The following is a 24986-nucleotide window of genomic DNA, read 5'->3' as shown; positions in this document are numbered from 1 at the left end:
AATGGTATCTCCTGTTTGTAAAAATTAATCAAAATAATGTGCTACGCTAAAATCTGTTTCAGGTAGATAATATGAAATAGTTTGTGTTCGCAACAATGATTTTAAAAGATTCAATGCTGTATCTTCTGTTTTTACACTTCCGTGATATGCTCCAAAGCCAATAATTTTAAAACCTTTTTGTGGAAACTGAAATGTTTCCTTATGTAAATCAAAACGATTTTTTTGAAGATATTCTTGTTTGCTTTGACCCAATACCATTGAAGCATAAAATAGTGTAAAAAAGAAGATAAAATTTCTCATACGTAATAACTTTCTTTAAAGAATCTAAAAACTAGACTCTGTTACAGTTTTTGTAAAAATTTAATTAAATCGCGCAAAAAAGATTTGTAAGTGATTCAAAATTGTACATTTATGATCCTATTTTTTCAAAAAAAGATTTCTCAAAAAAAATATACTATTTTTAGTTCATGAAAATAATAATACCAACCATCCTTAGCATCTTGTTACTATGCATTAGTTGCACTAAAAATTCTGAAAACTCCTATACTTATGGAAAATTGCCCAGTAATCTAAAAGAACAACAAATTGAAAAAACATATACGATTTGGAAAAATAAATATGTGACTTCAGATGGTTGTCCAACAGATGCAAAACGTATTCTATTTGACGATATGTCACATACAGTTAGTGAAGGAATTGGGTACGGATTGCTAATTTCTGCCATGATGAAAGACAAATCAACTTTTGATGCCTTTTACAAGTACTACAATACACATTTAGATTCAAATGGTTTAATGAATTGGAAAATTGATGCTACTGGGAAAATGGCTGGAGAAAATGCTGCAACCGATGCCGATGTTGATGTTGCCTATGCCCTATTACTAGCACACAAATTAATTGGAGATGAGTCGTATCTGGCGGAAGCCAAAAAAATCATAGGATTAATCAAAATACACATGGTTGAAGCAGAAACGCATGTGTTAAAGGCTGGTGACGCTTGGGGCGGAAGTATGACTACAAACCCTTCTTACTTTGCGCCTGCATATTTTAAAGTATTTGCAGAAGTGACTAATGATGATTTTTGGAATAAAGTCAGTGATAAATGCTATGAAATTCTATTTAAAAGCTGGAATCCTGAAACTGGTTTGGTTCCCGATTGGTGTAAAGCAGACGGATCAACACCTGCCGACAATGTAAGTTGGGCAAAATATGGAGGAAAAAACTATTACTATGATGCTGCAAGAACACCTTGGCGTATTGCTAAAGACTATGTTTGGTATGGAGATGAACGCGCCAAAAAATATTGCAAAGCAGTCAACGGATTTATCCAAAAATTAGGAATTTCTAACGTAACTGATGGTTATACTTTGAATGGAGAAACGTTTAGAACTGAAAAAACAAGTGCTTTTGTAGGTTGCTTTGCTGCGGCAACAATAACTTCAAACGATCAAGAATTCATAAATGCAGCATATACAGAAAACATTAATACATTTAATGACAGTTATTTTAATGATATTCTACGTTTGCTTACGCTTCAAATGCAACATGGAATGTTTGTTAAATATGAATAAAAAAACACTCCGTATCACTAATTATGATACGGAGTGTACAATATAATTTCAAGAATTAAATAGCTACTGTATCAATTCTAACTGTTGTTTTTTGTGAATTGCACATTTTGCATCAGGATGGTCATCAATGAGAAGTAATTGCCATTCCTTATTTCTTCGATCTACCTGATCAATTTGATAGTTAGATTGCAAAATTTCTAAGATAAGATTTATCTCAGCTTCGCTTTCTGGTCTCGTTTTGAGAAGTTTCATCTTTTCATTAAAGACCAAAGTGCTCATATGTAGCCAAGATACTAGTTTTCGTGCTGTAAAGGAATAATTATGTTGACTGAGGAATAGTTCTATTCTTACTGTGTATTCTGTTAATTTATTTATAGTTTTCATGTTAATGAAGTTAAAAATTTATATGTTTTTGTGATTATTAATAATATTGAAAATAAGTACCATCTCGGATCCGGAGGCAATGAAGCCTTGTGAGAAAGGATTACCAATAACGAAAGCATAATCAAAAATGCTTTCCAACGCACACTTGGTGCTGATTTTAGTTGAAGGAAGGTTGTATAAATCATAATAGATGTGTTTGAGCTACCGAAAATACAAAGCACACAAACCACTAACTAACAACAACATACAAACCATTCGTTATGTTTTTTTCTGTATTTCAAAAGACATAAACTATGCTACTCCAGACATAAATTGACATAAAAAGGAAATCAAAGACATAAGTATTTTCACTACATAATTCATGAATAAAAACTTGAAGCAAACTCTACTTTTGAAAGTTTCGTAAGTATTCCCCTATTTAGAAATTGTTAAATTTCATTAAAAACTGTAAATTGCATAACAACCTAATTTTCAATTAAATTCAAATTTTTACAATGTCGGATTATAAAAAGGAACTTCGAAAAAGAGTTTCAGAATTTATCCTATCAAATGATATAGGGAAAATTGAAGAAGAACAACTCATTTTTTTTAACGAGCCTATTAAAAATAGAATAGCAGAACTCAGTGAATCTTATAAAACAGGAACAGAAGACGAAAGAAAAAAGTTGTTAAACAAGTTTAAGGTTAGTGGAGTTATTAGAAAAGCAATAACAAATGATCCTGAACTTAAAAAAGCTGGTGCAATTCAACCTTACTTTTCGAAAACACGAGACATCACGAACTTTGTATTCTTTGATGTAGAACCGAAACTAGGGAAAATTGATAGCTTTGCTTTGTTACTTGGTTATGATGGATTTGAAGAGTTTTCTAAAAAACTTGATGAAGAAAATAAGGAGCTGGCACTTTCTTGTACTTCTAATATCACATCTTTAAGTTCTATGAATCCTATGGAAAATGCTGCGCTAAGTAGTTTTTTTGAAAATCCATGTTATTTGTATGTATACGATGAAGATTTAGCAAAAGTTAACAAAGAAACGGATCCATTAAAATATCATTTCCCTAATATTGATGCGCTAGTATTAGAATATGACAAAGAACAACATGAATTTACACTGAGAAATACTAGCAATGCAAAACACCGAAAAAAAGAAGATCATTTTCATGGAAAAATTCATTGGTGTAAAGAATCTCAAAATGCCAAAGATGATTGCAATGCTTTTGATATTATTTTTGAAAAAAGTAGAACAAAACTAATTCTTCGATTTCATCTACCATATGAACGAATGACAGATGATATAGAGTTTGATTTAATTTTAGGTGCGTTTCTAATTTCTATGAAAAAAGGAAATGTAGCCATAGGAACTATTGTGCTACACAGAAATATTGAAGGCAAACCATTAACTCCATACAAATTTGATTTTAGCAAAGAACAAAGTTCAGACGAAACTCCGCCTGAAGCCATTCAAAAATATCTATTTGATCGGTACAAAAACTGGATAAAAATTCCTTACGATCAGTGGAACTTGGACGATTTTAGCTTGTGGCTCGAAAAAAAGCATGGAAAAAACTATACGGCTACACGAATTATTACCTACGACTATCTAATCACACATCCAAATAGCGCTTTAGATCGTAATGATTGGAATAAATTGAATAGACTCATTAAACTATTCTTCGAAAATCCGACAAAAGCAATAGAAAATTCTACAGGTCTTACAGAAAACCAGAAAAAATACCTTGGTGAATTCATCGCATTAAAGTATCAAAATAATCGATTTGTGCAATATCCTAATTCTGAAAAAGAAAGGAAACATCACGAACGTATTAATCGTGATTTTATTCGTGAACTTATACAATCGTTAAATGTGATCATTATTATTCCAAAAGGAAATTATGAAAGAATTAGCTCCATATATACTATAATTGGATATTCTATCGCACTAAAAAAACGAACATTAGTATTTTTTGAAAAAGGTGTCGAACGTCCAAACATATTAAAAGAGCCTGAAAAAAAAGTGAACCTATATGTTTATGATTATGAAAATCTTTTTGAAATTCCTGAAATTCTAGTAAGAAATAAATTTAGAGATACTTGGCGCCAAAGAGCTGCGACTTATTTAAAGATTGATCCAAGTTTAATCGATCCGATGTAATTAAAATATGAAGTTATTTTTATGTTTCTACAAGCGTACAATGTAATGTGATTCATAAAATATAAAATCAATGGTTTCTTTTCATCCTTTTTAATTTTCATTCACACAAAAAATCGTAATTTTGCACTGCTAATAAAGGAGTCAACTATGGAATATAGAATAGAGAAAGATACCATGGGCGAAGTAAAAGTTCCCGCAGATAAAATTTGGGGAGCACAAACAGAACGCTCAAGAAATAATTTTAAAATTGGCGCACCAGCTAGTATGCCACTAGAAGTCGTATATGGTTTTGCATATTTGAAAAAAGCAGCAGCTTTTACAAACTGTGAATTAGGTGTATTACCAATTGAAAAAAGAGACTTAATCGCAACTGTTTGTGATGAAATCTTAGAAGGAAAACACGACGATCAATTTCCGTTAGTTGTTTGGCAAACAGGTTCTGGAACGCAGTCAAATATGAATGTGAATGAAGTAATTGCCAACAGAGCACATCAACTTGCTGGAAAAGTAATTGGTGAAGGCGAAAAAACCATTCAGCCAAATGATGATGTAAATAAATCACAATCATCAAATGATACATTTCCAACTGGAATGCACATTGCTGCTTACAAAAAGATTGTAGAAAATACGATTCCTGGAGTTGAACAATTACGTGATACGTTAAAAAAGAAATCAGAAGAATTTAAAGATGTTGTAAAAATTGGTAGAACACACTTAATGGATGCAACACCATTAACTTTAGGACAAGAATTTTCTGGTTATGTTTCTCAATTAAATCACGGACTAAAAGCCTTAGAAAATACCTTACCTCACTTAAGCGAATTGGCTTTAGGTGGAACTGCTGTTGGTACAGGATTAAACACCCCAAAAGGATATGCAAAGCGTGTTTCTGAGTTCATTGCACGTTTTACAGAATTACCATTTATCACTGCTGAAAATAAATTTGAAGCTTTGGCTGCACACGATGCAATGGTAGAAACGCATGGCGCTTTAAAACAATTGGCGGTATCAATCAATAAAATTGCAAATGATATTCGATTGATGGCTTCTGGACCACGTTCAGGAATTGGAGAATTAATCATTCCTGCAAACGAACCAGGAAGTTCTATCATGCCAGGAAAAGTAAATCCAACACAATGTGAAGCAATTACAATGGTTTGCGCACAAGTAATGGGGAATGATGTTGCCGTAACTATTGGTGGAACACAAGGGCATTACGAACTAAATGTTTTCAAACCAATGATGATTGCTAACGTATTACAATCAGCACAATTATTAGGTGATGCTTGTGTAAGTTTTGATGTAAATTGTGTTGCTGGAATTGAGCCAAATCACGGAAGAATTACTGAGTTAGTAAATAACTCATTGATGTTAGTCACAGCTTTAAATACTAAAATAGGATATTACAAAGCTGCTGAAATTGCAAATACAGCGCATCAAAACGGAACAACGTTACGCGAAGAAGCTGTAAATTTAGGCTACGTAACTCCAGAAGAATATGACGAATGGGTAAAACCAGAGGATATGGTTGGAGCAATGAAATAATTGTTTACAACTAAAGAATATAAAAAACCGCATTGAACTTTCAATGCGGTTTTTGTTGTTTATATATAGATGCTATTTTCTAACACTTTGATTTTTTATCAAACTCTACTTTTCCACTTGCTAAATGATAATATCCTGTATGAATTTCAACTCCAGATTTACGAACTGCTTTTTGGAGAATTTTAGAACAACGTACAAGTTCACTAGCGCTATGATAGGTATTTTCAATAATTATATTCTTCAAAGATGGTTCTTTTCTTTTTGATGATGTACACTTACAAGTATTCACTGCTGGTAGAATATGCCCTACTAACTGATTCAAATTATCACTTGGAGCTGGTTTGCCTGTTACGGCTACTTTTTTAGCTTCTTCAACTGCTCCGCACTCTTCATGTCCTAACACCAAAATATATTTACATTTAAGTACTGCCACTGCATATTCTATACTAGCAATAGAAGAGATATTCGCTATATTTCCTGCAACACGAACTACAAACAATTCTCCTAATTCTGTATCAAAAATAAGTTCAGGTATTACTCTACTATCTGCACAACTTAAAACAATAGCAAAAGGTTTTTGTGTATTCTCCCAGCGTATACGTTGTTCATTAATCTCTTGTTCATTTGTTAATTTACCTTTCATAAAATTCTTATTTCCGCATTTTAAACGTTTTTGAATTTCTTCGGCAGCACTCTTATTTGTTACTTTTTTACACTTTTCAGAATGTATTTGTATCTCTTTACTCATAATAATAGGTATTGGTTCATTAAAACTTTATACCTCAAGGTAATCAAAAAGCAATATTTGTAAGAAAAAAAACTCACGAACGTAGATTTTTATAGCGTAAATGAAGAAAAATAGAGAACGAATACCACAACTAACAATTCTACATCACAATATCATTCTTCCATACATATGGTGCAGGAATATCTGTATCATCAATTAATTGTCGGATATCTATTTCTATTCCACGACTCATGTCTGTAATTGGCACATCGTTAGGTCCGCCTTCAAATGGATTTTCTGTATTTTCTCCAATTGCTTCCATTGTATGAAAAACCCAAGCTAACATAGTACTAAATGGTATGGAAAACCATTCAAAATGACTTGCGATAAATTCTTGTACTTGGTGTATTGTTGATGAACTAGATTTATGTGATGCCAAATCAGTCAAAATATGATCACCAATACTTTCAAAACCATCCATTATTCCAAACGGTAAAAGAATAATAAAAATCCAAACGAAAATATAATTCAAGGTAGCAAACTGCCGTGGATACGGAAAGTTTTTAATTCGTTCACTTTTTCCTTGTAATGTATAAAACTCTACCAAAACATTGGTCATTTCCATATGGCGAAAATCATCAATCAATCCTTTCGTTTTTAATTCTTTTAGTCGTTTTGATTGAATTCCTAAAAGTTGTGAAGCTTGATTTCCTTTTGCAAATATCTCATTGTATTCTTCTTGTGAAATGTAAGGCTCAATTACTTCTGAAATCGGTTGTTCATCTTCACATACTCTATATTGTTTTGAACGAAATTCCTTGTTAGATCGCTTCTTTTTCAAATGCATTTCCCAAGGTTTATCTTTTCGTAATTGATAACGTAATGCGGTCAACCAAGCTACATGCCTATGCACTAACTCACGCTTTATCGTTTGTAATTCATCTTCATTCAAATCACTTGATGCAAAATCATTCGTAATATAATCCTTCACCATTATTGTCCAAGAACGTGATGTGTTTACAATTCCTCCCCAAATTTTACGTGCTTCCCATAATCGATCATACGAAGCATTATTTTTAAAACTGACAATAAAGGCTACTGCCGTACCCAATACTCCTAATGGAAGCCAAGGTACTCGAAACCATTTCATGCCTAAAACATCAAAGAAAATAACAGGAACTGTGGCTAAAATTAGAAATAAAAAAATATGACGTCGCGTCCATTTTAATACACCGGTAATGGGAAATATTCGTCTTGTATACATAAATTGGTTTGAATTAGTTATTGAAAGATACAAAAACCATCCTAACTATACTTTTCCTATTTTTGATAAGAATTAATATCTTTCTCAACTATTTTTAAAAACTTCGCATTATGGACAAAGCTTTAGAAACAATGATTGGCAATATGCCTGAAAAGACAGGAAAACCCTTAGAGGAATGGCTTAAAATTTTAAAAGACAAAACATTTACCAAACATTCTGAAGCTGTAAATTTTCTAAAAACAGCACATGGTGTAACACATGGTTTTGCGAATACGATCGTACATTTATCTAAAGAAGATAAAACTAAAACCGTCGATTTAGTGGCAGTTCAATATGAGAAGAAACAAAATCTAAAACCGTTTTACGATCTTCTAAAATCACACATTGAAACGCTTGGAAATGATATTGAATTTTCTCCCAAAAAAGCCTATGTAAGTGTACGCCGTAAAAAACAATTCGCAATCATTCAACCATCTACTAAAACACGTTTAGATCTCGGTTTAAATTTAAAGGGAAAAGCAGCTACCGATCTTTTGGAAAATTCAGGAAGTTTTAATGCCATGTGTTCGCACAGAGTTCGCATTACAAGTATGACAACTGTTTCGGAAGATATAAAATCATGGATTAAAGAAGCTTATGAAGCCGCAGGATGATTTTTAAAGTATTAATTTAAAAATTGGTACTATAATTAACGATTCCAAAATGTTAACATTCAACTGAGTTTAAATGTGAATAACTCCTAAATTATCATTTAAATTTTAAGCAAAAATATCAACAAATAGATTAAATTTGCCTTTTCAAAACAACAACACACAAAAACTACATAATGATTCATTTCTTTGGAAACGTAAACAGCAAAGTATTTGCTGTACAAACAGCAAAAGAATTATCAACAGAAAACGTTGCAAAGTTAAACTGGCTTTTTGGCAACACTTCTAAAATCGAACAAGCATCATTGGATGCTTTTTTTGTTGGTCCTAGAGCCGCAATGATTACACCTTGGAGTACAAATGCCGTAGAAATTACCCAAAATATGGGCGTTGAAGGCATTATTCGTATTGAGGAGTTTAAAGCTGTTGCGGAAGATTTCTCTGATTTTGATCCGATGATTTTTCAAAAATTCAATGGTTTACACCAAACTACATTTACCATTGATATTGAGCCGGAAGCAATTTTAGATATCGATGATATCGCAGCGTACAATGAGCAAGAAGGTTTAGCACTTAGTGAAGAAGAAATTGAATACCTAAATCAACTTTCTGAAAAACTAGGTAGAAAATTAACTGATTCTGAAGTATTCGGATTTTCACAGGTAAACTCAGAACACTGCCGACACAAAATTTTCAACGGAACGTTTGTAATTGATGGCGAAGAAAAACCAACATCACTTTTTAAACTCATCAAAGAAACATCGAAACAACATCCAAACGATATTGTTTCTGCATATAAAGACAATGTAGCTTTTATAAAAGGCCCAAAAGTAGAACAGTTTGCTCCTAAAACAGCAGACAAACCAGACTTTTACGAAACGCAAGAATTTGAATCTGTAATTTCGCTTAAAGCGGAAACTCACAATTTCCCAACAACTGTTGAACCTTTTAATGGAGCTGCAACAGGTTCTGGTGGAGAAATTCGCGACCGACTTGCTGGCGGACAAGGTTCATTACCTTTAGCAGGAACAGCAGTATATATGACTTCGTATTCTCGCTTAGAAAAAGGGAGATTTTGGGAAGAAAAATTTGAAGCTAGAGATTGGTTATACCAAACACCAATGGATATCTTAATCAAAGCGTCTAACGGAGCTTCAGACTTTGGAAACAAATTCGGTCAACCACTAATTTGTGGTTCTGTTTTAACGTTTGAACATGAAGAAAATGCAGCATCAAGTACTGCAAAAGCAAGAAGATTAGGTTACGACAAAGTTATCATGCAAGCTGGTGGAATTGGCTACGGAAAAGCTTCACAAGCCATAAAAGACGTACCAAAAACTGGTGATAAAGTCGTGATTCTTGGTGGAGAAAACTACCGAATTGGAATGGGTGGCGCAGCAGTTTCGTCTGCAGATACTGGAGCTTTCTCAACAGGAATTGAACTCAACGCAGTACAACGTTCCAATCCAGAAATGCAAAAACGTGCTGCAAATGCAATTCGTGGTATGGTAGAAAGTGATGAAAATTACATCGTTTCTATTCACGATCACGGTGCTGGTGGACATTTAAATTGTTTATCGGAATTGGTAGAAGAAACTGGTGGAAAAATTGATTTGGACAAATTGCCTGTAGGCGATCCAACTTTATCTGCCAAAGAAATCATCGGAAACGAATCGCAAGAACGTATGGGATTGGTGATTGCCGATGAACACATTGAAACACTAAATAAAATTGCTGAGCGTGAACGTTCTCCAATGTATACAGTTGGAGATGTAACAGGTGACGATCGTTTTACATTTGAATCTGCTACAAAAGGTGATAAACCTATGGATTTAGCATTAAGAGATATGTTTGGAAGTTCGCCAAAAACGATCATGACAGACACTACTGTTGCTCGTAATTATAAAAATCCACGATATAAAACTAAAAATATACACATTTACCTTGACCAAGTATTACAGTTAGAAGCTGTTGCTTGTAAAGACTGGTTAACGAATAAAGTTGACCGTTGTGTTGGTGGAAAAGTTGCCAAACAACAATGTGTTGGTGCTTTGCAAATTCCGTTGAATAATGTTGGTGTTATGGCACTCGACTACAACGGAAAAGAAGGAATTGCAACCTCTATTGGACATTCTCCAATTTCTGGATTGATAAATCCTGTAGCAGGAAGTCGTAATTCAATTACAGAAGCCTTAACAAACATCATTTGGGCGCCATTAAAGGATGGATTGCAAAGTGTTTCATTGTCTGCAAACTGGATGTGGCCATGTAAAAATGAAGGTGAAGATGCACGTCTATATGAGGCGGTTCAGGCGATTTCTGAATTTTCTATAGCTTTAGGAATTAACGTTCCAACCGGAAAGGATTCCTTGTCAATGAAACAAAAATATCCTGATGGAGACGTAATTTCCCCAGGAACTGTAGTTATTTCTGCGGCAGCGAACTGTAATGAAATAAGCAAAGTAGTAGAGCCAGTTTTACAAAAAAATGGCGGAAACATATACTATATAAACATCTCACAAGACGAATTTAAATTAGGAGGAAGTTCGTTCAACCAAACGCTTAATGCAATTGGAAATGAAGCTCCAAGCGTAACAAATGCAGCGTATGTAAAAACTGTTTTTGATACCATTCAAAATTTAATTAAAGACGATAAAATTGTTGCGGGACACGATGTCGCTTCTGGCGGATTGATCACAACATTGCTAGAAATGTGCTTTGCAGATGTAAATTTAGGCGCAAATCTAGATATTTCAGGTTTAGGCGAAGAAGATCCTATTAAAGTATTATTTGCTGAAAATACAGGAATTGTTTTTCAGGCAGATGCTTCTATTGAAACTACACTGAACGAAAATAATATCGAATTTTTCAACATTGGAAACGTAACTGATGCTGCGGTAGTGAACATTAAAAACAATGACGAAAGTTTTACGTTTGATGTTGCCTCAACAAGAGATACTTGGTATAAAACCTCTTTCCTACTCGATCAAAAACAAACGGCAAATGGTTTGGCTAAAGATCGTTATGATAACTATAAGAATCAGCCATTACAATATACATTTCCTAAAGATTTCACAGGGAAATTGAAAGATGTCACTTCGAGCGCAGTCGAGAAGCCAAAAGCAGCCATTATTCGTGAAAAAGGTTCAAATTCTGAACGCGAAATGGCGAATGCGATGTATTTAGCTGGTTTTGATGTAAAAGATGTTCATATGACTGATTTAATTTCAGGACGTGAAACTTTAGAAGATATTCAGTTTATTGGTGCTGTTGGCGGATTTTCTAACTCAGATGTATTAGGTTCGGCTAAAGGTTGGGCTGGTGCATTTTTATACAATGAAAAGGCAAATACAGCCTTGAAAAACTTCTTTAAGCGAGAAGATACTTTGTCTGTAGGAATCTGTAATGGTTGTCAATTATTTATGGAATTGGAAGTCATCAATCCAATTCATGAAGAACATGGAAAAATGACGTATAACGATTCTCAAAAACACGAAAGCGCATTTACTTCTGTAAAAGTACAAGAGAATAATTCTGTAATGCTTTCTACATTGGCAGGTACTACTTTAGGTGTTTGGATTTCTCATGGAGAAGGAAAATTTAAACTTCCATATAGCGAAGATCAATATAATATTGTAGCAAAGTATGGTTATGAAGGATATCCTTCAAATCCAAATGGTTCTGACTTTAATACAGCTATGATGTGCGATGCAACAGGAAGACATTTGGTAACCATGCCACATATAGAACGCTCTACTTTTCAATGGAATTGGGCAAACTATCCGGCAGGAAGAAAAGACGAAGTTTCTCCTTGGTTAGAAGCGTTTGTCAATGCAAGATTATGGATTGAAGCAAAGAATAAGTAATGTATTTACATCTATAAATTTATACATAAAAAAGACCTGCTCTATGGCAGGTCTTTTTCGTTTGACTGTTAAAAACAACTGAAAAATAAACTAATAAACTTTCAGTTAATCACCATCGTTGTCAGTAGATGTAATGGTAATAGATAAAACACTACGAACATCTACGCTAAACAATATTCCTAACTCGTTTAACTTTTGGTGTAAGTTTGCAACCGCATTTGGATTGGAAGTAATGGCATCAAATAATGGTGCTTGAATCGCATCAATCGCAACATTTACTTCATTAATTTTTGTTTGTACTGCTGTGTTTAAAACCTCATTATCAGCCACATGTGAAACATAATCTGAAATCCCTAAACCTTGTGTATTAAAATACACATCTTCAACACTTTCTATATTTTCTTTTAAAATTGCTAAAGAAGTATTACTAAAGTACGCTTGTGTAAGTTCTGGATTGGTATTTTGAGAATTCTCTAAACCTGCTGGCTTTCCTATTTTAGTGACCTTTCCTGTATCAATTAAATTGTATAAGCCGTTATACAGAAGATTAAAAGAACCATCAATTCCTGTTTCAGTACTTTCTATAAAAGTTGTGCTATAATTATCAGCGGGAGCACTCCAAATATTCACCAAACGTGTTGCTTGTGCCTTGAGTTCTTTTCCTGTAAATTCTAGATATTTTCTTCTATTTTCAGAATTCACATATTCTGTATTTGTTGTAGCTAGATCAGTCGTTTTATAGAGTAAATACTCTAATGTTGATAATGTTTTTGCTTGCGGACTCAAATTTTGCACATAAGTTTCTGTTATTTCTGTAGGATTTACAATGAAGTTCTCAACAGCAGTTGTCATAATTGGCCAATTATACAAAGCTTGATGCATAAATTGATCACGTACTTGTCCTATGTTAAATGTATATACTTTTGCATATGCAAGCGCAGTAGAACGCCATTGATTTCTAACAGATTCGAGTCTATTTTCGGTAGGATTTGCCACATAATTATTAATTTCTAACTCTAAAATATTCACTTGATTAGAAAATACCGCTACATTAGGAATAATATGTTGATTCGTAATATCTCTAACTAAACTTTGCACCTGAAAATTAGGTGTTTCAGTTGGAGTGGCATTGTCATCACTTGCACATGCATAAATCACTATGATTATACATGGTATTATTATTTTATATAGATATCTCATTATAAAGAATTTAAAAAGTCTAATACTTGTTGTCGCTCTTCAGCAGAAAGATTTGTGAATTGATCTTTGCTATTTTCAGCTTCTCCTCCATGCCACAAAATTGCTTCTTCAATATTTCTAGCTCTTCCATCATGTAGTAGAAATGTATGATTATTTACGGTTGAAATTAAACCTAATCCCCATAAAGGTTGCGTTCGCCATTCGCGTCCATTTGCTTTAAAATCAGAACGATTATCTGCTAAATCTTCTCCCATATCATGTAATAAAAAATCTGAATACGGTTTGATTGTAATATTTTCTAAAGCAGGTAAATAAGGAAAACTTGCAGTTGTTTGATCAATTGCATGACAACTGATACAATTCATCGTATTAAACAGTTCTTTTCCCTGTAATACAGATTCCTCTTGTACATTTCTTCTGTTAGGAACTGCTAAAGTAGTTTGATAAAATAAAACTCTATCTAATTGTGTATCTGTCACTTCTGGTTCGCCGCCATTAGGCGCATTTTGACAATCTTGTTGTGGTGATGGACAATTATTATCCGGAAACATTGACGTTGTAAGTCCCATATCTCCATGAAATGCCGAAGCAATTTGTTGTTTTAACGTTGGTGCATTTGCTTTCCAGCCATACCTTCCTACTTCCAATTGTTGTGTTTCTTCGTTAAACACGTAATTAGCTCTTCCAGAAATGCCATCATTGTCCATATCAAATTCATCTTCAAATCGAAGAATTTCACTATCAGGCAATGCACTAATAAAACCTAAGCCAATAGTTTGTTGTCCAACTCTAGGAGATGTTTGTACATTGGCTAGCGACCCAAATTGTTCGTTGGTAATTGTATAAATTGGTTTTTGTAATTCATATGAAGTTCCATCGGCATATGTTCCTGTAATGGTTTGGTAAGTTACCTCAACACTTGCTTCTGAAGGAATGGTAGGATTGCTTCTATCTTGAATTTGATTGCCATAACCAGGAACTGGCATGGGCGCATCTGTGATAGATGTAGTTGGCAAACTAACACGCATTAAAAAACCTCCTGAATTTTGACCTGTAACTAGCGGACGACCTCTACCATCTTTAAAATGACAATTGGCGCAAGCTCTTGCATTAAAAGTTGGCCCTAAACCATCTCTAGCTGTTGTAGAAGCTGGCGCAGAAACCCACGATTGATTAAACAAGGAATTCCCAGTAGCAAATTGTGCTTGCTGTTGAAATGATAAATTTGGAATTTCAAATCCGAACGCATTGCTACTTGTAGAAAATACACCTAAATTTCCAGTCAAAAACTCTTCTCCTTCTTCATAAGCTGGTATGGGGATATACACTTCATCATCTTTAGAACAACTTCCTAGAAAGAAAAGTATTCCGAAACAGCATACTATTATTTTTTGTTTCATAATCTTTAAAACCACAACAAATCTCGAACAAAAAATGTCCGAGATTTGCAACTATATTATTAGTGTATTTTTACTACTGTAAATTGATTCCAATTACATTGGCAGAAGCACTTATTTCATCTGCCCAGTCTTGCAATGCTTTTACACTTTGCATCACAACTCCTAAGTTTGTATCAGTTGAACTTTCTTGTGTAATTAAAAAATCAAAAGGTTGTGCATTATTAGCTACAGCATTCACTTTTAACATTGCTTCATCGGCTGCATCTTTTAATCTTTGTGCTTGTGCAGCGTCTACTTGTTTTACCAAATCATAAAAAGAAGCTCCAGAAATCGTTCCGTATTCTCCAAAAACGACATTATAAACACCTTGTGTATTTGCAAAAATATCTCTGTGTGTATTATCTGAGAAACATGAATGCTCGTCTTCCTGACCAGAACCATTGATACCATCAGTAGAATCTACTGGTGCAATAATTCTTTCAGAACTTAATTCGTCTCCAGCAATAAAAAATGCTCCATTGATTAATTGACGTAAAGCTACATCTTCATCTAAATTTGCAAACACAGTAGCGTAAGCGCCTCCTGTATTCCATGTATCAACTAACGACTGTAAATCATCAATTAATAATTGTGTAGCTACATTTAAGTATTGTCTTCTACGATCAGCATTGGTAGCAGTAGTATAATCTGTAAATGGACGTTGTCCAGTCATATCGTCTGCAGGCGCAGAATTATCTTGTCCCCATAAAAGGAACTCAATAGCATGCCATCCAGTACTAATCGATTTATCATTTTGTGACTCGTTTCCTCCAAAAGTATTTGGATCTGTTAAAGTTGCAATATCAATCGTAATGCTAGTATCATTAATAATACTTCCTGCTCCATACGTTCCTGCATGTGATTCAGTTCCAGCAGCTACATAATCAATATAACTCTCATCAATTGGCCAAGCGTTCATTTGCCCTTCATTTCCAATTCCCCATGGAGTTGATGCGCTTTGATCTGTATCAACAGGTCCATTACATTCTCTGAATGCTTCTGTAGTTCCATACGATTCTCTAGCAAAAAGCCAAGCATTTTTAGCTGCTGTCAAATTTGCTTCGGTTGGTGTGTTTGTAAAAGTTGTAACTGTAGTTTGAAATGCTCGTGCATCAGTTAACGCTTTTGAATAGTTTTCAAATACAATATTAGCATATGCATCTATTACTTGTCGTTTGGTTACTGCGGTAGTATCTCCTCCTCCAGTATTATTATCATCATCGTTTGAACAATTGAATAATATCAAACTCAACATTAATAACAAGGTTAGTTTGCCTAGTTTTTTCATTACTTAAATTTATTATTTAGATTTAATCTTAATTAAAACACAAATGTATTTGACTAAAATTTAATATCAAAATTTATTTAGATTAAATTTAAATAAATTTATTACTAACTAAAAATCAACTACTTACACTAAAAATGAAGAATGAAAAATTAATAGCTTTACTATTAAAAATCATATCGATACGTGAGCAATTTGATAAAAGAATTTGATGAAGTTATGGCTGCTTTTTTTGAAAAAATCATATAAAGATTACTAATTTCTTATAAAATCCTATCCTTTTTTAACATTCCTTTTGAAAATGGTTGACAATTTTCATATTTTGCACATTCACAAAAAAACCAAATCACGAGAATGACTAATGTAACGCGACTATTTGATTTTCCTTACTACCAATTAGCAAATTATCCCTTAGCAAAATCCTTAACATCTTTTAAAAATGGACAATGGATTTCAACAACAACACAAGAATACATAGATCAAGCAAATGCCATCAGTAGAGGTTTATTACGTTTAGGCGTACAACCCAATGATAAAATTGCAGTAATATCTACTACAAACAGAACTGAATGGAATATTATGGATATCGGTATTTTACAAACTGGTGCACAAAATGTTCCTATTTATCCGACAATTGCAAAAGAAGATTATGAGTATATCTTAAATCACTCAGAATCAATTTACTGTTTTGTTTCGGATATAGAAATTATTGAAAAGTTAAATGCTATCAAAGGGAATACAAAATTAAAAGGTGTATACACATTTGATGAAGTTGCTGGAGAATTGCATTGGACTGAAGTATTAAAATTAGGAGAAGATACTAGTAATGATAATGAACTACAAGCACGAAAAGATGCTGTAACTCCTAAAGATTTGGCTACCTTAATATATACGTCTGGAACTACAGGAAGACCAAAAGGAGTTATGTTATCTCATAATAACTTAGTTTCAAATGTTTTAGACAGTGAAAAAAGAGTACCATTACACAATGGTCAAGCAAAAGCCTTGAGTTTTTTACCGGTTTGTCACGTATTTGAACGTATGATTCTGTATTTATATCAATATTGTGGAATTGAAATTGTTTTTGCAGAATCTATTGAAAAAATTAGCGACAATTTAAAAGAAGTAAAACCGCATGTAATGACAGCTGTTCCGCGTCTATACGAAAAAGTATATGATAAAATTTATGCGAAAGGAGCTGACTTAACAGGAATTAAAAAGAAATTATTCTTCTGGGCAATTGAGCTTGGATTGAAATATGAACCATACGGTCAAAACGGTTGGTGGTATGAGTTTAAACTTAAAATTGCCCGCAAACTTATCTTTAGCAAATGGCAAGAAGGTTTAGGTGGAAACTTAAAATTAATGGTTTCTGGTAGTGCTCCGCTACAAGCACGACTCACTCGTGTATTTGCAGCAGCTGGAATTCCTATCATGGAAGGATATGGCTTAACAGAAACATCTCCTGTAGTATCTGTAAATGATCAACGCGGCGGCGGATTCCGTATTGGAACTGTGGGACGTGTCATTGATAATGTAGAAGTTAAAATTGCTGAAGATGGAGAAATTCTTGTAAAAGGACCAAACGTTATGCAAGGATACTATAAAGATCCTGAAAAAACAGCAAGCGTGATCTCTAATGGCTATTTCCATACAGGAGATATCGGAGAAGTTTGTCATGAAGGATTCTTAAGAATTACTGATCGTAAAAAAGATATGTTCAAAACATCTGGAGGAAAGTATGTAATTCCTGCTTTGTTAGAAAACAGATTTAAACAATCTCGTTTCATAGAACAGATCATGGTGATTGGTGAAGGTGAAAAAATGCCAGCAGCATTAATTCAACCTAACTTCGAGTTTATAAAAGACTGGATTGAAAAGAAAGGTAAAAACATCGAAGCTTCTGAAACAGCAATTTGTGCTTCAGAAGAAATTATCGCTCGTATTCAAAAAGAAGTAGACGAAGCTAATAGCAATTTTGGTAAGTGGGAACAAATTAAACGTTTTGAACTCATACCAAAAGTATGGTCTATTGATGGTGGAGAATTAACACCAACAATGAAGATGAAACGAAAAGTCATCAAAGAAATTTATAAAAATTACTGCGAGAAAATATATGATCGCGCATAAAACCCAAAAAACCGCTCAAATTTATGAGCGGTTTTTTTGTATCTTGTCTTTTTTATGAAAAATATAAAATTCTTGATAAAGCACCTATTTTCTACAATACTCCTATTCATCTTGCTAATTTTTTAGCAAATTCATAAAATTATTTTTTATTTTACTATGCATGCATAGTATTTTTTTCATATATTTGAAGCACAAACAACTATATGAAAGAAAAAACAATAGATCATGTAATGCGAGCTACGTGGCAAGCCATCTCCAAAATGTATAATGAGGAGGCTGGAAAATATGGTAGTACCATGGCTACAGGTTTTACATTACTAAGCATTGATCAAGAAGAAGGAACACCATCCACTGCTTTAGGTCCCAAAATGGGCATGGAAGCCACTAGCCTATCTCGTACATTAAAAGGCATGGAAGAAAAAGGACTTATCTACAGAAAGAAAAATCCAAAAGATGGACGTAGCGTATTAATCTGTTTGACAGAATTCGGAAAAGAAATGCGTGATGTTTCTAAAACCACTGTATTACGATTCAATGATGCAATTCGCGCCAATATTGATCAAGAAAAGCTTACACATTTTTATGAGGTTTCTGAAGTAATTCTAGAACTCATCAGCAATAAGAAAATATATAACTCCTCTATGGAAGTTAATGCAGATAAATAATAACCAAAAAACATACTTAAAATCTACTTTCAATAGCAAGTAAATTTTAATTAACAAGTTAAAAATTGAAAAAAAGATGAAACGACCAATTAACAAAATAGCAGTCATAGGTTCTGGAATCATGGGTTCTGGAATTGCCTGTCATTTTGCAAATATCGGAGTTGAGGTATTACTATTAGATATAGTACCTTTTGAACTTAACGAAAAAGAACAAGCAAAAGGCTTGACACGTGAAGATAAAGTTGTACGCAATAGATTGGTAAATGATAATCTAAAAGCGTCTCTAAAATCAAAACCATCTCCTATTTACTCTCAAAAATTCGCAAACAGAATTTCTACAGGAAACTTAGAAGATGACATTCAAAAAATAAAAGATGTCGATTGGATTATCGAAGTTGTTGTTGAAAGACTAGACATCAAACAAAAAGTATTTGAACAAGTTGAAAAACACAGAAAACCAGGAACGTTAATCACTTCTAACACATCTGGTATTCCTATTCAATTTATGAATGAAGGTCGTAGTGAAGATTTCAGAAAACACTTCGCAGTTACACACTTCTTCAATCCACCACGTTATTTAAAACTATTTGAAGTAGTTCCTGGACCAGATTGCAAGCAAGAAGTAACAGACTTCTTAATGATGTATGGTGAAAAATTCCTTGGAAAAACATCAGTATTAGCCAAAGATACGCCAGCTTTTATTGGAAATAGAATTGGAATCTTTGGAATTCAAAGTCTATTCCACCAAGTAAAAGAATTAGGTTTAACCATCGAAGAAGTAGATAAGTTAACAGGTCCTGTAATTGGTCGTCCAAAATCAGCTACCTTCAGAACAGTTGATGTTGTTGGATTAGATACGCTAGTACACGTAGCAAACGGAATCTACAAAAATTGTCCAGACGACGAAGCACACGACTTATTCAAATTACCAGATTTCATCGAAAAAATGATGGAAAACAAATGGTTAGGTAGTAAAACAAAACAAGGTTTCTACAAGAAAACAGTAAATGCTGAAGGTAAAAAAGAAATCCTTTCATTAGACTTAGATACATTAGAGTATCGCACTAAGAAAAAAGCCAAGTTTGCTACACTCGAATTAACAAAAACAATAGATAAACCAATTGATAGATTCAAAGTATTAGTTGGAGGAAAAGATAAAGCTGGTGAATTCTATCGCAAAAACTTCGCAGCAATGTTTGCGTATGTTCAAAATAGAATTCCTGAAATCTCTGATGAATTATACCGAATTGATGATGCGATGAAAGCTGGTTTTGGATGGGAAAATGGTCCTTTCGAAATTTGGGATGCAGTAGGTATTGAAAAAGGAGTTGAATTAATGAAAGCAGAAGGTTTAGCGCCTGCAGCTTGGGTAACAGAAATGATTGCAGCTGGAGAAACTAAATTCTACACTGTAAAAGATGGAGCAACCTATTATTATGACATTCCAGCGAAAGCACAAACTAAAAAACCTGGGCAAGACGCGTTTATCATCTTAGACAACATTCGTAAATCTAATGAAGTTTGGAAAAACAGTGAAGCGGTTATTGAAGACTTAGGAGATGGAATCATCAACCTAGAATTCCAATCAAAAATGAACACTATTGGTGGTGGTGTTTTAGCAGGAATCAACAAAGCAATTGATTTAGCTGAAAAAGATTTCCAAGGTTTAGTGATTGGAAATCAAGCCGCAAACTTCTCTGTTGGAGCTAATATTGGAATGATTTTCATGATGGCTGTCGAGCAAGAATATGATGAATTGAACATGGCTATAAAGATGTTCCAAAATACCATGATGCGTGCACGCTACTCTTCTATTCCTGTAGTTGTTGCGCCTCACGGAATGACGCTTGGTGGTGGATGCGAGCTTTCTATGCATGCTGATAAAGTTGTCGCTGCCGCAGAAACGTACATTGGTTTAGTTGAATTTGGTGTCGGAGTTATTCCTGGCGGTGGAGGTTCTAAAGAAATGGCGTTAAGAGCTTCTGATACATTTAGAAAAGGTGATGTAGAATTAAACGTATTGCAAGAATACTTCCTAACAATCGGAATGGCAAAAGTAGCTACTTCTGCGTATGAAGCTTTTGACATGGGAGTATTACAAAAAGGAAAAGACATTGTAGTTGTAAACAAAGAACGTCAAATCGCAACAGCAAAAGCTCATGCGAAACTAATGGCAGAATCTGGATACACACAACCAATGCGTAGAAAAGATGTACGAGTTCTTGGAAAACAAGCCTTAGGAATGTTCTTAGTAGGAACAGACTCCATGGAAGCAAGTAACTATATCAGTGAACACGATAAGAAAATCGCTAACAAATTAGCCTATGTAATGGCTGGTGGAGATTTATCGGAACCTACATTGGTAAGTGAAGATTACCTATTAGACCTTGAACGTGAAGCGTTCTTAAGTTTATGTACAGAACGTAAAACGTTGGAGCGTATTCAGCACATGTTAAAAACTGGGAAACCGCTTAGAAACTAGAATGCTTAGATAGTTAGATCGCTAGAAAACTAGATATCTAACACTTCTAAAAATCTAATACTCTAAAAATCAAAAAGAAAATGAAAACAGCATACATAGTAAAAGCATATAGAACTGCCGTTGGAAAAGCTCCAAAAGGTGTGTTCAGATTTAAAAGAACGGATGAATTGGCAGCCGAAACGATTCAATACATGATGAATGAATTGCCAGACTTCGATAAGAAACGTATTGATGACGTAATCGTTGGAAACGCAATGCCAGAAGGTTCACAAGGACTCAACATGGCACGTTTAATCTCGCTTATGGGATTAGACATTGTAGACGTTCCAGGAGTTACCGTAAACCGTTTCTGTTCATCAGGATTAGAAACGATCGGAATGGCAGCTGCAAAAATTCAAGCAGGAATGGCAGATTGTATCATTGCTGGCGGAGCCGAAAGTATGAGTTCTGTGCCTATGACAGGATTCAAAACAGAATTAAACTACGACATCGTAAACGCTGGTCATGAAGACTATTACTGGGGAATGGGAAACACAGCAGAAGCTGTTGCTAACCAATTCAAAGTATCTCGTGAAGATCAGGATGAATTCGCATACAATTCGCATATGAAAGCATTGCGTGCTCAAGCGGAAGATCGTTTTCAAGATCAAATCGTACCAATTACGGTTGATCAAACTTACATTGATGAAAACGGTAAAAAAGCAACAAAAAGCTATACAGTTACCAAAGATGAAGGTCCACGTAAAGGAACTAGCACGGCAGTATTAAACAAATTACGTGCAGTTTTCGCTCAAGGCGGAAGTGTTACAGCTGGAAACTCTTCTCAAATGAGTGATGGAGCTGCATTCGTTTTAATCATGAGTGAAGAAATGGTGAAAGAACTAAACTTGGAGCCAATTGCTCGCTTGGTCAACTATGCTGCGGCAGGTGTTGAACCACGCATCATGGGAATTGGACCTGTTGCTGCAATTCCGAAAGTATTAAAACAAGCAGGATTGCAACAAAATGATATCGAATTAATCGAGTTAAACGAAGCTTTTGCGTCTCAATCACTAGCAGTAATGCGTGAATTAGACTTAAATCAAGACATCGTAAATGTAAATGGTGGAGCGATTGCTTTAGGACATCCATTAGGTTGTACAGGAGCAAAACTATCGGTTCAACTATTTGATGAAATGCGCAAGCGTGATATGAAAGGAAAATACGGAATGGTAACCATGTGCGTAGGAACTGGACAAGGAGCTGCTGGAGTTTTTGAATTCTTGAATTAATACATGCTAAATGTTAAATTTTAAATGTTGAATTCGTTATGAAGAAAGAAAACGTAATTGTTGACAGAAGCTTTGAATTTGCATTAAAAATTATCGAACTATATAAAATCTTACAAAAAGAAAATGAATTTATCATTTCTAAACAACTATTAAGAAGTGGTACAAGTATTGGAGCTAATGTTCAAGAAGCAACTGCTGGATTTTCTAAAAAAGATTTTACACATAAAATGTCAATAGCATCAAAAGAAGCAAGAGAAACCAGATATTGGTTGCAATTATTAAATAAATCAAATTTAACAAATACAGATGTTGATGTCCATTTAAAAGAAGTTGAGCACTTAATAAGCATTTTGACAAAAATTGTAAAAACGGCACAACAGAATCTAAAATAATTTAAAATTTATAATTCAACATTTAAAATAATAATCCTACATACAAAATGAGTACAGAAATAAATAAAGACATCTTACGCGGAGGACAATTCCTAGTAAAAGAGACAAAATGTGAAGACGTATTTACTCCTGAAGATTTTTCTGAGGAGCAACAAATGATGAAAGAATCGGTAAAAGAATTTATCGATCGTGAAGTATGGCCTAAGAAAGAACAGTTTGAAAAGAAAGACTATGCGCTTACGGAAGAAATTATGCGCAAAGCTGGTGAACTTGGTTTCTTAGGTATTGCAGTTCCTGAAGCCTATGACGGAATGGGAATGGGATTTGTTTCTACCATGCTTACTTGCGATTATATTTCTGGTGCAACAGGATCTATCGCTACAGCATTTGGAGCACATACTGGAATTGGAACGATGCCAATTACACTTTACGGAACGGAAGAACAAAAGAAAAAATATGTTCCTGCATTGGCAACGGGACAAAAATTTGGTGCGTACTGTTTAACAGAGCCAGGTGCAGGATCGGATGCAAACTCTGGGAAAACAAAAGCTGTTTTATCTGAAGATGGAACACACTATTTAATCTCTGGGCAAAAAATGTGGATATCTAATGCTGGTTTTGCAGAAGTATTCATCGTTTTTGCTCGTATTGAAGATGATAAAAACATCACAGGGTTTATTGTTGAATTTGACAAAGACAATCCAAACGGAATCACTTTAGGAGAAGAAGAACACAAATTAGGAATTCACTCCTCTTCTACTCGTCAGGTATTCTTTAATGAAACAAAAGTTCCTGTAGAAAATATGCTTTCTGAAAGAGGAAATGGTTTCAAAATTGCTATGAATGCTTTAAACGTTGGACGTATCAAATTAGCAGCTGCTTGTTTAGATGCACAACGTCGTGTCATTACAGAAGCTACAAAATATGCAAACGAACGTATTCAGTTTAAAACTCCAATTGCAAAGTTTGGAGCCATCAAAGCAAAATTAGCAGAAATGGCAACGGCTTGTTACGTTGGTGAATCTGGATCGTACAGAGCTGCAAAAAATATTGAAGACCGAATTGCGATTCGTGAATCTGAAGGAAACACGCATCAAGAAGCAGAATTAAAAGGTGTTGAAGAATATGCAATTGAGTGTTCTATCTTAAAAGTAAAAGTTTCAGAAGATGTACAAAAGTGTACAGACGAAGGAATTCAAATCTTTGGAGGAATGGGATTCTCTGCTGATACACCAATGGAATCAGCTTGGAGAGATGCACGTATTTCTCGTATCTACGAAGGAACGAATGAAATCAACAGAATGTTAGCCGTTGGAATGTTGGTTAAAAAAGCGATGAAAGGACACGTAAACCTACTAGAACCAGCTATGAAGGTAGCAGACGAATTAATGGGAATTCCTTCATTTGACATTCCAGATTACTCTGAATTATTCTCAGAAGAAAAAGAATTACTAGGAAAGTTGAAAAAAGTATTCCTAATGGTTGCTGGATCAGCTGTTCAAAAATTTGGACCAAAACTAGAAGAGCATCAACAATTACTTATGGCTGCTGCAGATATCTTAATTGAAATCTATATGATTGAATCTTCAATCTTACGTACTGAAAAGAATGCTAAACGTTTCGGAGAAGATTCTCAGGAAGTTCAAATAGCAATGACAAAATTAAACTTATTCAATGCGGTAGAAAAAATCACTACTAAAGCAAAAGAAGGTATCGTTTCGTTTGCAGAAGGAGATGAACAACGTATGATGTTAATGGGGCTAAAACGTTTCACTAAATATGCAAACATGCCAAATGTAGTGGCTTTACGTAATACTATTGCAGAAAAAATGACCGCTGAAAACGAATATTGTTTCTAAAATATTGAAAAGTAATTCTAAATACACTTTCTATAGGTTTTAGAATTTAGTTGTTTGTTAAAAAGCCATCTCAATGAGATGGCTTTTTTGTTGCATCTCGACT

18 protein-coding genes are annotated in these 24986 nt (G+C 34.1%); 11 read left to right on the top strand and 7 right to left on the bottom strand.

The window, feature by feature from the left end; translation table 11 throughout:
* Positions 1-24: 24 nt before the first annotated feature.
* The gene (locus ACOQOS_RS22940; RefSeq protein ID WP_420572766.1) at positions 25-300 is read right to left on the bottom strand and encodes a hypothetical protein; all 276 of its coding nucleotides are present in this window, start codon (positions 298-300) and stop codon (positions 25-27) included.
* 167 nt (positions 301-467) lie between these two features.
* Here ACOQOS_RS22940 and ACOQOS_RS22935 point away from each other — a divergent pair, with 167 nt between their 5' ends.
* Positions 468-1571 carry a glycosyl hydrolase family 8 gene (locus tag ACOQOS_RS22935; protein WP_420572765.1) on the top strand — a complete coding sequence of 368 codons (1104 nt, stop codon included), beginning with the start codon at positions 468-470 and terminating at the stop codon, positions 1569-1571.
* Between the two features lie 63 nt (positions 1572-1634).
* On the opposite strand, the gene ACOQOS_RS22930 is transcribed toward ACOQOS_RS22935, so the two are convergent.
* A complete protein-coding gene (locus ACOQOS_RS22930) occupies positions 1635-1823 on the bottom strand; it encodes a hypothetical protein (protein ID WP_420572764.1) in 189 nt (62 codons plus the stop codon).
* Between the two features lie 626 nt (positions 1824-2449).
* Between ACOQOS_RS22930 and ACOQOS_RS22925 the strand changes: the two genes are divergently transcribed.
* Entirely contained in the window at positions 2450-4108 is a 1659-nt protein-coding gene (locus ACOQOS_RS22925) for a hypothetical protein (protein WP_420572763.1), read from the top strand.
* A 147-nt stretch (positions 4109-4255) separates the two neighbouring features.
* Positions 4256-5653, top strand: a complete 1398-nt coding sequence (gene fumC, locus ACOQOS_RS22920; protein WP_420572762.1) for a class II fumarate hydratase — start codon at positions 4256-4258, stop codon at positions 5651-5653.
* A 79-nt stretch (positions 5654-5732) separates the two neighbouring features.
* Here the strand turns inward: fumC and ACOQOS_RS22915 are convergent, their stop codons facing one another.
* Both ACOQOS_RS22915 and ACOQOS_RS22910 read right to left on the bottom strand, forming a co-directional pair.
* Positions 5733-6401, bottom strand: coding sequence for a carbonic anhydrase (locus ACOQOS_RS22915; RefSeq protein ID WP_420572761.1), 669 nt, complete (start codon positions 6399-6401; stop codon positions 5733-5735).
* A 139-nt stretch (positions 6402-6540) separates the two neighbouring features.
* Positions 6541-7644 carry a bestrophin family protein gene (locus tag ACOQOS_RS22910; RefSeq protein WP_420572760.1) on the bottom strand — a complete coding sequence of 368 codons (1104 nt, stop codon included), beginning with the start codon at positions 7642-7644 and terminating at the stop codon, positions 6541-6543.
* A 110-nt stretch (positions 7645-7754) separates the two neighbouring features.
* Between ACOQOS_RS22910 and ACOQOS_RS22905 the strand changes: the two genes are divergently transcribed.
* Both ACOQOS_RS22905 and purL read left to right on the top strand, forming a co-directional pair.
* Positions 7755-8297 carry a DUF4287 domain-containing protein gene (locus tag ACOQOS_RS22905; RefSeq protein WP_420572759.1) on the top strand — a complete coding sequence of 181 codons (543 nt, stop codon included), beginning with the start codon at positions 7755-7757 and terminating at the stop codon, positions 8295-8297.
* Between the two features lie 173 nt (positions 8298-8470).
* Complete coding sequence (purL, locus tag ACOQOS_RS22900) at positions 8471-12160, top strand: phosphoribosylformylglycinamidine synthase (RefSeq protein ID WP_420572758.1); 3690 nt, start codon at positions 8471-8473, stop codon at positions 12158-12160.
* A gap of 105 nt (positions 12161-12265) precedes the next feature.
* Here the strand turns inward: purL and ACOQOS_RS22895 are convergent, their stop codons facing one another.
* The 3 genes from ACOQOS_RS22895 to ACOQOS_RS22885 form a co-directional block, all read right to left on the bottom strand.
* A complete protein-coding gene (locus ACOQOS_RS22895) occupies positions 12266-13360 on the bottom strand; it encodes an imelysin family protein (protein ID WP_420572757.1) in 1095 nt (364 codons plus the stop codon).
* Complete coding sequence (locus ACOQOS_RS22890; protein ID WP_420572756.1) at positions 13360-14760, bottom strand: di-heme oxidoredictase family protein; 1401 nt, start codon at positions 14758-14760, stop codon at positions 13360-13362. Before ACOQOS_RS22890 ends, ACOQOS_RS22895 begins: the two co-directional genes overlap by 1 nt.
* 73 nt (positions 14761-14833) lie before the next feature.
* On the bottom strand, positions 14834-16087 hold the full coding sequence (locus tag ACOQOS_RS22885) for an imelysin family protein (RefSeq protein WP_420572755.1): 1254 nt from the start codon (positions 16085-16087) through the stop codon (positions 14834-14836).
* Between the two features lie 351 nt (positions 16088-16438).
* On the opposite strand from ACOQOS_RS22885, the gene ACOQOS_RS22880 reads away from it, so the two are divergent.
* The 6 genes from ACOQOS_RS22880 to ACOQOS_RS22855 all read left to right on the top strand — a co-directional run bounded on the left by ACOQOS_RS22880 (position 16439) and on the right by ACOQOS_RS22855 (position 24883).
* A complete protein-coding gene (locus ACOQOS_RS22880; RefSeq protein WP_420572754.1) occupies positions 16439-18214 on the top strand; it encodes an AMP-dependent synthetase/ligase in 1776 nt (591 codons plus the stop codon).
* A 203-nt stretch (positions 18215-18417) separates the two neighbouring features.
* Complete coding sequence (locus ACOQOS_RS22875) at positions 18418-18879, top strand: MarR family winged helix-turn-helix transcriptional regulator (RefSeq protein ID WP_420572753.1); 462 nt, start codon at positions 18418-18420, stop codon at positions 18877-18879.
* Positions 18880-18955: 76 nt separating this feature from the next.
* On the top strand, positions 18956-21361 hold the full coding sequence (locus ACOQOS_RS22870; RefSeq protein WP_420572752.1) for a 3-hydroxyacyl-CoA dehydrogenase NAD-binding domain-containing protein: 2406 nt from the start codon (positions 18956-18958) through the stop codon (positions 21359-21361).
* An 80-nt stretch (positions 21362-21441) separates the two neighbouring features.
* Positions 21442-22632: an acetyl-CoA C-acyltransferase gene (locus ACOQOS_RS22865; RefSeq protein WP_420572751.1), complete on the top strand. Its 1191-nt coding sequence runs from the start codon at positions 21442-21444 to the stop codon at positions 22630-22632.
* Between the two features lie 38 nt (positions 22633-22670).
* On the top strand, positions 22671-23024 hold the full coding sequence (locus tag ACOQOS_RS22860) for a four helix bundle protein (RefSeq protein ID WP_420572750.1): 354 nt from the start codon (positions 22671-22673) through the stop codon (positions 23022-23024).
* 47 nt (positions 23025-23071) lie between these two features.
* Positions 23072-24883 carry an acyl-CoA dehydrogenase family protein gene (locus tag ACOQOS_RS22855; protein WP_420572749.1) on the top strand — a complete coding sequence of 604 codons (1812 nt, stop codon included), beginning with the start codon at positions 23072-23074 and terminating at the stop codon, positions 24881-24883.
* The last annotated feature ends 103 nt before the right edge of the window (positions 24884-24986 follow it).

The organism is Kordia sp., assembly GCF_965224175.1.
Taxonomy (GTDB): domain Bacteria; phylum Bacteroidota; class Bacteroidia; order Flavobacteriales; family Flavobacteriaceae; genus Kordia.
The sequence above is the reverse complement of the archived record's forward strand: the minus strand, read 5'-3'. Positions and strand labels throughout refer to the sequence as shown.